At 58.0% G+C, this 13,655-nt stretch carries 12 protein-coding genes and 1 tRNA gene; 4 read left to right on the top strand and 9 right to left on the bottom strand.

What is annotated here, in order from left to right:
- Positions 1–217: 217 nt before the first annotated feature.
- Positions 218–829 (top strand): DUF1836 domain-containing protein, encoded by a 612-nt coding sequence (locus ACTQ05_RS08150; protein WP_441538791.1) that lies wholly within the window; start codon positions 218–220, stop codon positions 827–829.
- Positions 830–902: 73 nt separating this feature from the next.
- Here the strand turns inward: ACTQ05_RS08150 and ACTQ05_RS08145 are convergent, their stop codons facing one another.
- The 7 genes from ACTQ05_RS08145 to ACTQ05_RS08115 form a co-directional block, all read right to left on the bottom strand.
- Positions 903–1,769, bottom strand: coding sequence for a DegV family protein (locus ACTQ05_RS08145; RefSeq protein ID WP_441538790.1), 867 nt, complete (start codon positions 1,767–1,769; stop codon positions 903–905).
- A 177-nt stretch (positions 1,770–1,946) separates the two neighbouring features.
- Entirely contained in the window at positions 1,947–3,068 is a 1,122-nt protein-coding gene (locus ACTQ05_RS08140; protein ID WP_154516376.1) for a coiled-coil domain-containing protein, read from the bottom strand.
- 32 nt (positions 3,069–3,100) lie between these two features.
- Positions 3,101–3,631, bottom strand: coding sequence for an adenine phosphoribosyltransferase (locus ACTQ05_RS08135; RefSeq protein ID WP_195838556.1), 531 nt, complete (start codon positions 3,629–3,631; stop codon positions 3,101–3,103).
- 38 nt (positions 3,632–3,669) lie between these two features.
- Positions 3,670–4,554: a transcriptional regulator FtsR gene (ftsR, locus tag ACTQ05_RS08130; RefSeq protein ID WP_441538788.1), complete on the bottom strand. Its 885-nt coding sequence runs from the start codon at positions 4,552–4,554 to the stop codon at positions 3,670–3,672.
- A gap of 3 nt (positions 4,555–4,557) precedes the next feature.
- The gene (locus ACTQ05_RS08125) at positions 4,558–4,992 is read right to left on the bottom strand and encodes an FHA domain-containing protein (RefSeq protein WP_195838557.1); all 435 of its coding nucleotides are present in this window, start codon (positions 4,990–4,992) and stop codon (positions 4,558–4,560) included.
- Positions 4,993–5,058: 66 nt separating this feature from the next.
- On the bottom strand, positions 5,059–5,763 hold the full coding sequence (locus ACTQ05_RS08120) for a CDP-alcohol phosphatidyltransferase family protein (RefSeq protein WP_441031238.1): 705 nt from the start codon (positions 5,761–5,763) through the stop codon (positions 5,059–5,061).
- 149 nt (positions 5,764–5,912) lie between these two features.
- Positions 5,913–6,176: a hypothetical protein gene (locus tag ACTQ05_RS08115; RefSeq protein ID WP_441038634.1), complete on the bottom strand. Its 264-nt coding sequence runs from the start codon at positions 6,174–6,176 to the stop codon at positions 5,913–5,915.
- A 435-nt stretch (positions 6,177–6,611) separates the two neighbouring features.
- On the opposite strand from ACTQ05_RS08115, the gene ACTQ05_RS08110 reads away from it, so the two are divergent.
- The 3 genes from ACTQ05_RS08110 (at position 6,612) to ACTQ05_RS08100 (ending at position 11,423) form a co-directional block, all read left to right on the top strand.
- Positions 6,612–7,403 (top strand): 7beta-hydroxysteroid dehydrogenase, encoded by a 792-nt coding sequence (locus ACTQ05_RS08110; protein ID WP_154516391.1) that lies wholly within the window; start codon positions 6,612–6,614, stop codon positions 7,401–7,403.
- A 686-nt stretch (positions 7,404–8,089) separates the two neighbouring features.
- On the top strand, positions 8,090–9,052 hold the full coding sequence (locus ACTQ05_RS08105; protein WP_441538786.1) for a helix-turn-helix domain-containing protein: 963 nt from the start codon (positions 8,090–8,092) through the stop codon (positions 9,050–9,052).
- Positions 9,053–9,401: 349 nt separating this feature from the next.
- Complete coding sequence (locus ACTQ05_RS08100; RefSeq protein WP_441538784.1) at positions 9,402–11,423, top strand: gamma-glutamylcyclotransferase family protein; 2,022 nt, start codon at positions 9,402–9,404, stop codon at positions 11,421–11,423.
- An 859-nt stretch (positions 11,424–12,282) separates the two neighbouring features.
- Here ACTQ05_RS08100 and ACTQ05_RS08095 read toward each other — a convergent pair.
- Positions 12,283–12,359: transfer RNA gene (locus tag ACTQ05_RS08095), tRNA-Pro, on the bottom strand.
- Between the two features lie 80 nt (positions 12,360–12,439).
- Positions 12,440–13,654: a bifunctional phosphopantothenoylcysteine decarboxylase/phosphopantothenate--cysteine ligase CoaBC gene (coaBC, locus tag ACTQ05_RS08090; RefSeq protein WP_441538782.1), complete on the bottom strand. Its 1,215-nt coding sequence runs from the start codon at positions 13,652–13,654 to the stop codon at positions 12,440–12,442.
- Between the last annotated feature and the right edge of the window lies 1 nt (position 13,655).

Raw genomic sequence — 13,655 nt, 5'->3', positions numbered from 1 at the left:
TTCCGGACATACCGTCCTCCGATCTCCCGGGGCCGGCCGATCCGGCCCTCAGGGTATCGGGTTCCCACATTCATCCGCACATGTACGGATGAATGTGGGAGGTGTTCGGATAAAGTTGATAATCAAGGTGCTGTCCAACCACTTTTACTTAGCGGCTATGTGGTATGCAAAACTAGATAATCTAGAATACAATATAGAAAACGAACGGAGGTCTCTTATGAACCACGTCAAACATGTTATCCCGATGTCCGATACATCGGTCAGCATTAAGCCGGAGGATATTCAGCCGACGGTGCTGCCGGATGCATTTATTCAGTCCGATATGGTGGGTAAACTCAATGCGTTGAGCCTGCCACGCTATGACCAGCTGCCCAACGTAACACTCTATCGTGATCAGGTTATTGAATATGTTGCGCTGTGGATGGAGCCGCTTTCGATTTGCGTAGAGCAGCCCGTTATCACGCCTTCGATGATCAATAACTACGTAAAGGTCGGCCTCGTTCCTGCTCCGGTTAAAAAGCAGTATGGCCGTGAGCAGATTGCGCGTCTCATCGCCATTTGTATCTTTAAGCAGGTGTTGCCCATCGCTGCGGTTCAGGCGCTCTTTAATATTCAGCGCTTGAGCTACGACGCTCCGACGGCCTTCGATTATGTAGTCGATCAACTTGAGGCATCGATTCGTGCGGCTTTTTCCCGTGAGCAGACTCCCGTGCCCGATACCGCACATCAGGTTACGCGCGAATCGCTGCTCGTACGCAGTGCGGTTTCGTCTTTTGTATCGAAGGCGTACCTGATGAGCTACCTCAAGTTCAATGGGTTTAATAGCTAGGCGACGTATAACGCGGGCGGGATAAAGTGCCATCAGTCACTTTGTCCCGCCCGCGTTTTTGCATGGTTGGGCTTTATTGGCCCGAAGCCACGCCCATGCCGTAGCCGATGATGAGACCATGCATCTCGGCGTAATAGGAATCTAGGCCGTTGCAGGGCATGATGATAGTCTTGGAGCCTGGCCAGTGCTCCACAATGCGGTCGGCAAGCGCCTGGGCTCCAGCTTCGTTCTCAACGTGATCGATGATGACCTCGCCGCCCGTGAAACCCTCGGCCTCCATGGTGTCGACAATCTTGGTGAGCATCTTCTTTTCGCCACGCGTATGCCCAACGAGTTCAATTTCGCCCGCTTCGCTCGCCGTGCCCAAAATGCGGATGTTGAGCTTGTTGGCAATAACACCGGCCGCCTTGGGGATACGTCCGGCCTTCGCAAGGTTTTCGTAATTGCATAAACTAAAGAGGATCTTGCTGTTCTGCTCCAAGCTATCGAAGTAGGCGCAGGCTTCCTCAAAGGAGGCATCCGGTTTACTTGCAAGATAGCGATCAAACAGTAAGAAGATCAGGTCCATCTTGCCGCCTGCTGCGCGCGAATTAACCAGGTGAATCTTACGATTGGGCTCTTCGGCAAGCACCATGTCACGCGCAGTGGCCGCGGCATTGTAGCTTCCCGAGACGCCCTCGGAGATGGGCATGCAGATCGTCATGTCGGCGAGCTTAAAGAGCTCAGCCCACTCCCCTACGCTTGGGCAGGAGCTCGATGATGCGCTGGATTCCGATTGAATGGCAACATTAAGCTCGTGAACATCGAGCGAGAGATCGTCGACAAATTCACGCTCCCCCACTCGGATCTTAAGGGGTGCAAATGCAAAGGTGGTATGAGGTGCGGTTGGTTGCCAATCGCGAAGATTGCAGCTCGAATCTGAGATGAGTGCCCAGCTCATTGAGGGTCCTTTCTAGTTGTTCATCAACAATTATAGCTATCTTTTGGACAGATGCTGCACATATCTAGTATTCAAAACTAGATTGTAGTTTACACACAAAATGGGCGGTCGAGATAAAACAATGGACCTCGCTCCCAAAGGATACGAGGTCCACTTTCGTTAGCTGAGTTAAAACACTTAATAGCGAACGAAAATATAATTGTTGTTCATGCCAGCGGCAACGGAGCTGATGATAACGCCCGTGCTGTAGTCGGAAGCATGGATCATCTGGCCGTTACCAATGTAGATGCCGGTGTGGTAAGAGTTAACCACGACGTCGCCCGGCTGAGGATCAGAAACACGGGGCCAACCCATGAAGGTGCCGGTAGTGCCCAGGCGGCAGTAGCGGCCGGTGAGGCAGTAGCTTACAAAGCCGGAGCAGTCAAAGCTGTTCGGGCCAATGCCGCCCCAGGAATAAGCGCAACCAAGCTTGCTATAAGCGCGAGAGACAACGCTGCCGCCGTCAACGGACTGGCTCGGCGCGGAAGGGGCCGGTGCCGGGGCGGGCGTCGAGGGCTGCGGGGTGGGAGCAGGAGCGGGCGCGGGCGCAGGCGTGTTACCGCCGCCGTTGTTGGTCGTACCGCCACCATTGTTGGTGTTCTCGGTCGTACCGGCGGTGTCGTTGCTCACCGTGGCCTTTTCGGCGGTGCTGGCATTTATGCCAGCCTGCAGCGCGGCGTTCGCCTCGGCCTCGGCGGCAAGCTCGGCCTGCAGCTGTGAATCCAGGGAGTTCACGACACTCTGGGCCTCAGCCTGCTGGGCGTTGAGTTCGTCGACCTTCTTCTGCGTCGCGGCGACGTTCTTCTCCTGCTCGGCCTGCTTATCGGTGAGCTGCTGCTTAAGGTCCTTGACCTCCTGAATGGTTTGGGCCTGCTTGTCGGAGACCTTGCCGTAGTAGAACAAACGGTTGAGCATATCGCCCAGATCGTCGACGCCCGTCAGAACCTGAAGGAGACTCAGACCGCCAGTCTTGTACTCACCGGCAACGTAGGACGAAAGCTTTGCCTGACCCTCGGCAATCTCTTGCTGCTTTTGCGTGATCTCGCCTGCAGTCTGATCAAGCTCCTGCGTCTGTGCGGAGAGTTCTTCATGAATTTGCTGGGTTTGCGTACCGATCTGCTCGAGTTTGGTACGAGCAGCGGCAAGATCGGACGCGGTATCGGCATAGGCAGGAGCCGCGAGGCCCAAGCCCAAAACACAAGCGAGGGTTGCCGTAGCTGCGCAGCGTGCCATGTTTTTGTGCGTGTTTGCTGTGCGCATGGAGCTTCCTTTCCAGTATCTAAGGGTAGCGGCTAGTCCACCGTTACCAGGCTAAAGAGCTCAACGTCCTCGTTAGAAGGCGTGAGCTTCTTGCGCGGATTAAGAAACGCAAGCTCAAGGATACAACCATAACCTACGAGCTTTGCGCCCATATCTCGCACCAGTTTACCTGTTGCCTCGACGGTTCCGCCCGTCGCGACCAAGTCGTCCAGAATCAACACGGTATCTTTAGAGCTGATGGCATCGACGTGAATCTCAATCGAATCGGTTCCATATTCGAGCTCGTATTCCTGGCTAACGGTCTTACGTGGCAGTTTTCCCGGTTTACGTGCGGGAACAAAGCCGGCACCGAGTGCCACGGCAACAGGCACGCCTACCATAAAACCGCGAGCCTCGGGTCCTACGACCTTAGTGATGCCCATGCCGGAGAAATGCTCCGCTAGCGCGTCGACCATGGCTTTAAGCGCTTCGGGATTGCTAAAGAGCGGCGTGATGTCCTTAAAGACGACTCCGGGCTCGGGATAGTCGGGGATGTCGACGATGTGAGATTCGAAGTCGTACATGGCGTGACCTTTCATGGGAGGCTGGTTTGTAGAAGCGTTTATTTGTCCGCGCTGGCGGTGCCGGTGTGCGAGGGGGCGACAACCTTAAGCGGCTGCACGAGGGATTCCTCGCGCACGGTGACCGCGGAGGCAGATGCCTCTTCGCTTTTGGCCTTGGTTGATTCGGAGCGTGCGATCTCCTCATCGAGGGCATCGATATCGGCGTCCTCGACTACGGCGTTGAGTGACTCAAACACGCGGTTCTTGAGCAGCGCAGTATGCACGCCCTCGGTGAGGTCATGTAACTTCTTAAACGCGCGTTCGAGCTTGGCATCGCGTTCATCATCGGAGGTGTCCATGCCAAGCATACTCACGAGCACTTGCTCGAACATCGAAGACTCGCGGTTGGCGGATGATACGTACTGACGAAGGTTTCGCGGCTCGATATGAAAGCGTGACAGCTCAGAACAGTAGCGGATAATCGGAAAATCGCGCCCGTCGACGAGCTCACGGTTCTGCGGACTCTTGATAATGCGAATAAGGTCGTTTTCGGCCAAGGAGCGAATAAACGAGATCTCGACGCCCAACATATCCGGAATCGTCTCGATGGGGTGCAGCTTTTGCTTGGTTTCCTTTGGTTCCGTCTTGAGCGGAACGTCGGACAGCAGACCCACCTCGTAGGCAAGCGTGGAGAGATCTGTAGCGTTTTCCAGGCGTTGCTTGATCACGTTGAGCGGCATGTAGCGAGTCTTCTGCAGGTGCAGAATGACCTCTAGACGGTCAACGTCCTCCTTGGAGTATTGGCGATACCCCTTAGGCGTACGATGAGGGGTGATGAGCCCCTCATCTTCTAGAAATCTAATTTTTGAGTTCGAAAGATCGGGGTATGCGCCTCGAAGTAAATTGACGACCTGGCCGATACTCAGATAGTTGCGTTCGGCCATGCCTTACTCACCGGTTTCGATGCGCTCCGGCGTGCTCTCGTGGTAGATGAGCGTAAACGTACCGATCTGGACGGAAGATCCGTCGTGCAGCGGGGCGGCATTGACGATAGCGCCGTCAACCCACGTGCCGTTGAGCGAGCCTAAGTCCTCGATGCGAGCAGCCAGACCCTCGCGAATAATGCGTGCGTGGCTACGCGATACGGTCATGTCATTGAGGAAAATGCCGTTTGCCGGATCGCGGCCAATGGTGGTCACATCGTCCTCGAGTTCAAAGGCAGCACCGGTCTGCGGCCCCTTGACAATAGACAGAACGGGGGCAGTGATGCGAACGTTCGCCATAAGATCGGGAACGGTAACGTCGCTCGAAGGCACACGGAAGACGCAGGTTGCGTCGGCAGTCTTATCGTTTTGAGGCATATTGTTAACCATGTTGTCCATGACAACCCCTAACTTAACGCGGACATGCCGCAAAGAATGAACTGTACGTAATAATACCCCAATGGCTTAGTCTTCGATTTCGGGGTTAAGAAAGTCGACGTCTTCGTCCTCTGGATGCGCAACAGCCTGTTTAATGGCCGCTCCACCCTTAATGGAATAGATGACAGCGGTGAGCATGGAGAAGATGACGCCGCCATACACAAAGAAGATGCCGAGCGGTACCGAGCTGCCGTTGAGGCCCGGGAAGGCCGTGAACGTGGCGGGCAGCAGATGCCAGCCGTCCACGGTGGGAAAGCCCAGCAGCATGAGCGAGAAGCCGGTCATGAGCAGCGCCGTGGCAATCTTGCCGGGAAAGACGACGTCGATGGGGCGGCGATGGTAGTGGCGCACGATGAGCGTGCCGATGCCCAGGTAGATATCGCGCCCAATGATGAGCACGCAGACCCAGATGGGAAGCTCGCCGCGAACCACGAGACCTAAAACGCCTGTAAATAGCAGCGCACGGTCGCAGATGGGATCCATAACCTTGCCAAGCCACGAGACCGTTTTAGTCATGCGGGCAATCTGACCGTCCATCCAGTCGGTGGAGGCCGCGATGGCATAGATGACAATGGCGACGACACGGTTGTTGTCCGTCACAAACAGGTACAGGAAGACCAGCGTGAGGACCAGGCGCGTGAAGGTAATGAAATTGGAGATCGTGAAAATCTTATTCGACGGGTAATCGGAGGTGCCGATAAGCTCCTTTTTGATCTTCTTTTTGATGCCCACAGGACTCCCCCGCTGGTAAACGACAAAACTCTCGATACTATACCCGTTCTGGCGATGTCTATCCAGCGCGAGCATAGAGAGTCCAGACATGTGGAGGACGCTGCTGGGTGCCACGAGGACTCTCGCGCCGTTGCTTTAACAAAAAACTCTCACAGGAAGTAGCCGCGAGGGCTATGTTGGTAGTTGCAGCTACAGTTATTGTTGAGGGTGAGCAGCGCGTCGCGCACGCCGTAGAGGTAGCCGCTGATGAGCGCCCAGCGCACGCGCTCGTCGAGCGCAGCGAGGCAGAGCGTCTGCATGGCACCGCCGGAAAAGCCGACGCAGCCGAGTTCGCGCAGACTCCACGCGCCGCGCGCCGCAACGTAGTCGATGAGGCGCATGAGGTCCCAGGTCTTCGGTATCGATGTGCACATCGAGCATCACGCCGACCATGAACATTGCGAGAAACGTATTTGCCGAGCCTACCGAAGCGGTGACGTCGAGCACCGGCGCAGAATAGCGATGCATCCCTTTGTACATGGGCACACAAGGGGATACAGCAAAGGCGACCGGAGGTCGCAATGCCCTCCTGGTGAATAGTTACCAAGGTGGGTAAAACCACATCGAACGCCGCTCACGCCAGGGCGGCGTTCACCTTTTGGTTCCACCCGCCAGCACCTCCCCTCTTGATACTGCAAGGGTTTCATTGTGGTGATAGACCGAAACCGTTCATCGTTGTTTCGGGTTCGTTCGCAAAGTCGTGAACGCACTCCCCTCTTGTTCAGCGCATAATGGCGCACCGTATGCGGCTGAGCGGCCGCACGCTAAAGGAGAGGTGCCCGCATGGGCATCGAGAGAGAGGATGCAGTATGAACCTGAGGGAAAAGTACGGTGAGTGGGGCCTGATCCTGGGCGCGACCGAGGGCGTCGGCAAGGCGTTCTGCGAGAAGATCGCCGCCGGCGGCATGAATGTCGTCATGGTCGGCCGTCGCGAGGAGAAGCTGAACGTGCTCGCCGGCGAGATCCGTGAGACCTACGGCGTGGAGACCAAGGTCGTGCGCGCCGACTTTAGCCAGCCCGACGCTGCCGAGACCGTCTTCGCCGCGACCGAGGGCCTGGACATGGGCTTCATGAGCTACGTGGCCTGCCTGCACAGCTTCGGCAAGATCCAGGACACTCCCTGGGAGAAGCACGAGGCCATGATCAACGTCAACGTCGTGACCTTCCTCAAGTGCTTCCACCACTACATGCGGATCTTTGCCGCCCAGGACCGCGGCGCCGTGATCAACGTCTCGTCGATGACCGGCATCAGCTCCAGCCCCTGGAACGGCCAGTACGGCGCGGGCAAGGCCTTCATCCTCAAGATGACCGAGGCCGTGGCCTGCGAGTGCGAGGGCACCGGTGTCGACGTCGAGGTCATCACCCTCGGCACCACCCTAACCCCCAGCCTGCTGTCCAACCTCCCCGGCGGCCCGCAGGGCGAGGCCGTCATGAAGATCGCCCTCACCCCCGAGGAGTGCGTCGACGAGGCCTTTGAGAAGCTGGGTAAGGAGCTCTCCGTCATCGCCGGCCAGCGCAACAAGGACTCCGTCCACGACTGGAAGGCCAACCACACCGAGGACGAGTACATCCGCTACATGGGCTCGTTCTACCGCGACTAGCAGCTGCCGCGGCGCGTGCGCGAGGGCGCGTGCGGGTTCGCAGGTAGAGATGCGAGTGCGAGGGTTTCTTTGCGGGGGCGTGCGGATGCGGCGCCCGCAAAGAAACCCTCTTTTCATGGGTGGGCGCGACGGCACCTCGGCGCTCACCGTCTAGGGCGACCTGCCCGGCTCCCCCGCGATCTCCCTGCACGGGACCCTGCGCTCCGGCATCCTCTGGACCGTGTCCCGCTCGTGCCCAGTGGGCCGGCCGATCCGGCCCTCAGGGTATCGGATTCCCGCATTCATCCGTACATGTTCGTGTGAATGCGGGAGGTGTTCGGGTGAGGTTGATATTCAAGGTGTAGACCTTTTTCTTGGTACTCCTCAAATGCGGCAGGGTTTTTCGAGTTTGTAGATGCTAATATAACCCTGCTCTCGAAAGAGGGCTCAGTCCCGGCTGGTAAACCTGACGTTTGGCGTGGTGTGCGTGACACGCATAGCGGGCATGGCCGCGATAGAATTTTCCATGCGGAGGGGTTCGACCCCACAGCGCCCCGAGGGCTTCGGGGGGCGAACTGGCAGGCAGGGAACCGGGGTGCAGGCTGTCCAGAAGGAGGGGTGTAATGCCTCTTCTTCTTTTTTGCCACATCAATCTTCTGGCTTGATAGGTTTTTCGTGCGTGTGATTGGGTTGCGGAAGGGATTGGCATGAGAGTTGCGGAAATTGCGGAAAGGGTCGGTTGCGATCCTGAGTCTGCGTATTCGAAATTCGCCGACACACGTGAAGGCACACGCTTTCACAACATGCAGTGGCCCACTTTCGTCACTGACGAAAACTATCGCTTGTTTTGCAAGGCGCTGGCAGATTATGCCAACTCAGAGGAAGGCCCCCAAAGCAACGGCCGCCATGAATTGTTCCTGAGCGTGCACGAGCTGTTCGAAAAGGGCAACGAGATCGGCGGCGCCCCAAAAAAGCGCCACTACAACCTGGACAAGTCGTTCATAGGCACGGACGAGGCAAATCTCATGCTGCTCAAAGCGGCGCATAAGGGAATGACCCAGCAAGCGATCGCCGCGTACCTGGGCTGCTCGCGCACGGCGGTGCAAAAGCGCCTGAGCGCCCTGGCAGACGGCGTGCGTTTTGGCGACTCCTACATCAAGGCCGAGCCGACAAGCCGCGGCGGCCTGAAGTCGACGGCTCACCCGATCTTCTTGCCGCTGCGATTGCATGAGGTGTACCTGATGCTGTCGGCATTAGGCGAGTTTCGAGCGGAACGGTCAGGCGGGGACCCAGAGCGCGTCTTGGCCGATGATCTCGCTGGCAGAATCTATTCCCAGCTGAGCGACTACGCAAAGGGCGGGATCGACAGGGCATTGACTGAACGAGGGATTCGCCGCGGTGGGCAAAGGCCCGACTTCGACTCAAGCGAGGTGTCCGTTTTAGATCGCATTGTCATGTACGAGAAGATGGGCCTCGACCTTAAAGTCGTGCTTGTAAATGGAGATGAGCTCGTCGGCCGCTACGCGCGCCACGCCGATCTTCAGAAATGCGTAAACGCCGCCGAAATAGGCAAAGATGACCGCTGTTTCGTGTTGCGACTCTTGGATGGAACATACTGGGCGGTCTACGATTCTCAAGTAGTGAGCGTAGCAGCCGCACCCGGGGATTAGGTTGCGGCCAAGTCCCTCGTCCGCCCTCCCAGGCGGTACCGCTGCGGCCGATTTCATGTTTGCTTACAGGCGAAACAGCCGCCCTTGCGTTTTTCTAAACGCAACCTCTTCGTGCGCTCGTAAAAAATCGAATCGATAAAAACTGGCAACAACCCTTCTGAACGGGTATCCTTTCGCAGGATGCGCCTCGAACAGCGCTTTCTGCCTGCGCGATTTCGTGCATGGCCGTCCTTTTCGTTCTATTTCTTAAAATGACAATCTCAGGTTTTCACGCCTTTTCGGCTTCAGACTGTATGCTGCAATCAGCTCGAGCGACCGAAGCCCATCACAACACCGAAAGGCGTGAACCATGAAGTACAACGAGAAGCGCAACAACGCCTCAGCCCGTCACCCCGAGACTGCGCCCTCGACCATCAACTTCGCGTACGGCAGCAACCTTGATATCCATCAAGTTGAAACCCGCTGCCCCGGCGCGGTGCTGCTGGGCAAAGCGACCCTGAACGGCTATGAACTGGCGTTCGACACCGCCGGATACCTCACCATCACCAAGCGCGAGGGGTCGCATGTGCAAGGCGCGCTGTGGGCGCTCGATAGCTCTCACGTGGCGTCTCTCGACCGCTACGAAGGCATTGCATCTGGTTGTTACCGCAAGGAAACGGTGACCGTTGGGCGCGAAGGCGATGTGGTTCCCGCAACCCTTGAGGCGATGGTCTACATCTCTGAGCGCACCCCGCTGCGCAGGTACACCGAAAAGTACGATTACATCGACCGCGTGGTCGAAGCCGGCCGCGTGATGCAGCTTGATGAGGCAACCTTGGCGCAGATGTCCGACATGCGCGCCGACAGCCTGGACCGCTTGCGCGCGCAAGAAGAGTCGGCGGCGTATGGCGCAGCCAAGATTGACCTCCCCGCTGCACGCGAATACGCCGACTTCGTGTGCGGTGAAGGTCACCAGATCGCCGATTGCACATGCCGTTACACCGGTTACTACGCACGCCGTTTCCCCCGTGGCCTTCAGCAGCATGGACGCATCCTGCGCTCTAAGCGCTACCAGGTGATGGAAGCGAGTGAGGCCACCTTCTGCGGGTCTCACCGCATCTACTTGGCAATCAAGATTCCAGGCGAGTTCGGTTACAAGATTGACGTCCCCGAAGGGTTCCGCGCAGTGCGCAGCAGCGACCCTGCGCTGCAGGCAGACCTTAGTTACTCCCTTACGCTGGATGAGTTCGAGAAGCAGCGCAAGGCCCTGCTGCGCACCCTGCTCGGCTGGTGCAACAGCCTGCCTGAGTTTGACGTGCACAACTTTAATCGTCCCTCTGTCCCGGTGTTCAGCGCGCGCGAACACTCCGCCGACACCCGCGAGTATGCGGAAACCCCGTACTTCGCATATGGCTTTGACATCAGCCATGACCGCATTGCCAAAAAGCTCGAGGGCGGTCACCATGTTTATGCAACCAAGGCGAAGCTCTATGGCTACACGCTGGCGTGCGACGCGAAGGGCCGTCCCACCATCATGCGCATGGAAGGATCGTTTGTGGAAGGCGTGCTGTGGCATGGTCTCACGCGGGGCGAGGTCCAGACGCTGGACAAAGCGAATGGCGTGCAGTACGGCACCTATGCAAAAGCCGGCGTCACGGTGAAGATTGAGGGCGAACCCGCTGCGAGGGAAAAGAACGCATTCGTGTACATCTCTCGGCGAACCCCGCTTTCTGCAGTTACGAAAGACATCGAAGCGTTTGGCGCGATGCGCGACGAAGCCATCGCCCTGAAAATGGAGCGCACCACCGTGGCTCGCATCGACGCAATTCTGCGCGCAAGCGGCTGTCCCTGCGTGCAGCCCGAAGCCCCTGTGGCAGAAATCGCAGCCCTGGGAATCAGGGAGCTCACGCCCGAGCAAACCATGAAGTGCATGCTGTTCGTGTGCCCGAAGTGCTTTAAGCCCTTGGGCGAATGCGAATGCGGCAAGCGCCCTGATCACCTGGTAGCGATCGACCACGAGCTGCAGCCCCACGTGCGCATGCTGAACGATAAGGGTTATGAAACGCAGACCTGTTGTGCCGGGCATGCAGACGAGGGCTGCCACGGTTACCTGAGATTTAGGCGCCGCTTCCGCGCACTAGAGGAGGTATACGGCGGTCAGCTGCCCAACGAGTCTCTTATGGAAGCGCCGCAGCGCATTGGCAGCACGCGCCATGCAGCGCTGAACCTGCCCGGCACCCCCGAAAGCTATGTCGTGTACCTGGACAACAGGGGTTACGACATTCGCTTTGAGCCGCGCCGCGGTGTGAAGCGTGAGCAGTTCGTGCAAGACAAGCCCACTATGTTGAGCGCATTGCTGCAGTGGTGCGAGTCTCTCCCGCAGCGCGAATAGCCTGCAAACCGTCTGAACTGGTAAGAATCGCCAAGCGCGCGGGTCGATGTTCGGATCCTGGCCCGCGAATTCCGAGCTCCCTTCTAGTCCCATGCCTCGATCTTCAAATCCTCAGCTCTGCCCCTCAATGCGCCCTTGAGCGTGCGCATGCGGCGTCTATGAAGTTCCTCCAGCGCCTCGGGGCGTTCTCGACGATGAAGTCGATGACGGTGGCGAGCTCGCCCTAGTCGAGCCCGCGCCGACGCACTCTCTTGAGGTCGCACGAGAATGACGGCGCGAACGCCGCCCTGAGCCGCACGCTCACGCCGTCGCCTAGGACTTCGCCGGCATGGCCCAGATGGCGGACTCTGGGGCGATTACGCCGCAGGTGCCCGCAGCGATGGCCGGTGGCACCGTAGCGGTGTCGGCTTAATACCCGCGGCGTTAGCTTTTTGGAGCGCAGTGCCTTGTTTCGGCAGGCACGGAAGCCTTCCTCTCGCTGCCGAAAGAAATCGAAAAAGTATCGCGGCCCTTGGGCGGTGTCGGGGTTCCGTGCGAACGTGCGGGGAATTAGTGAAGCAGGGCGGGACAGTTGGCTTGGATGTCGTAGCCGCAGTAGCTAGGCACAGGTAGGTGATTTTCGCGTATGTAGAAAAATTTAGGCTAGATAGACTACAAATGTGGAATCAAAACGAATCAGTGAATTCAACAAATATGGAAAGAAAGTGAAGGTGGGATCCATTTTAACCGAGATTCTACAAAAGTGCAGGTAGAAGGGCGTGTCTTTATTGGCTAAAAAACAGCCGGTGATTCTCCGGTGATTCCCTGATGATTCCTGATAAAAAAAGGCCAGGCACAAGGTGCCTGACCTGCAAACTTCTGGTCGGGACGACTGGATTCGAACCAGCGACCCCTTGACCCCCAGTCAAGTGCGCTACCAAGCTGCGCCACGTCCCGAAGCTTTTGTTTGTTGCTCTGCTCTCGCTCGCAACAGGGAGTATAGTAACCCGAAACTTTGTCCTTGTGCAAGAACTTTTTTACAAATTTTGAAGCAAGTCTAAAATTGTATCTGCGAGCTGGGGTTTTGTTAGTACGGGAAGTTCTTGCGTGCCCGCTGTACTTACTATCCAGGCCTTGTTGGTATCGGTCCCAAAGCCCGAATCGGCGCGCGAGACATCGTTGGCGATAATGGCATCGCAACCCTTGCGCACGAGTTTGCGCTGCGCGTACTCCACGACGTTATCGGTCTCGGCCGCAAAGCCGATCACACGGCGATCGCCCTTTTGGCGTGAGAGCTCGGCCAGGATGTCAACGGTCTCGACGAGCTCAATTCGATCCAGGCGCTCGTTGGCCTTTTTGAGTTTATGGTCCGCCGGGGCCGCAGGCGTGTAGTCGGCGACGGCGGCGGCACAAATGGCCGCGTCGGCCGTCTGGAAGGCGCTCAGCGCAGCCTGGAGCATTTCCGCTGCGGTTTGTACGCGCACGCACGCTACACCGCGGGGAACGTCGAGCGATGTCGGTCCCAGCAAGAGCGTGACGGCGGCACCGCGGCGCGTGGCCTCCCCCGCCAGGGCGATACCCATCTTGCCCGATGAACGGTTGCCAATGAAGCGCACGGGGTCGATCGGCTCGTGCGTGGGGCCGGCGGTGATCACGATGCGCTTGCCCACAAGGTCCTGAGGAGCGGGGTCGAGCAGCTTGCAGACGGCCTCGACGATGTCCTCGGGCTCGCTCATGCGTCCAGTGTCCACATCGCCGCAGGCAAGGTAGCCGCTTCCCGGACCCACAACGTGGACACCGCGCTCGCGCAGCGTGGTCATGTTGGCCTGCGTGGCCGGCGCCTTCCACATGCCATTGTTCATGGCCGGCGCGACCACGATAGGACGCGGCGTGGCAAGCAGCGTAGTGGAGATGAGGTCATCGGCGATGCCGTTGGCCATCTTGGCGATGATATTGGCCGTCGCGGGCGCCACGACCACCAAGTCGGGCTCCTGCGCCAGCGAGATATGGTGGATGGGGTCGGAGGGGTCGTCGAACAGACCCACGGCGACCGGCTCGCCCGTGAGCGCGCGAAAGGTGAGCGGGCCCACAAACTCGGTGGCATGCTCGCTCATAACGACCTTGACGCGTGCGCCGCGTTTTTGCAGCAGGCGCACGATATTGCACGACTTATAGGCGGCGATCCCGCCGGTAATGCCCAACAGGATCGTTTTTCCCTCAAGTTGCATTGAATTGTCGGGTGCCGTCGTCATT

The sequence above is a fragment of the Collinsella sp. LCP21S3_A9 genome, from assembly GCF_052118785.1.
GTDB lineage: Bacteria > Actinomycetota > Coriobacteriia > Coriobacteriales > Coriobacteriaceae > Collinsella.
The sequence above is the reverse complement of the archived record's forward strand: the minus strand, read 5'-3'. Positions and strand labels throughout refer to the sequence as shown.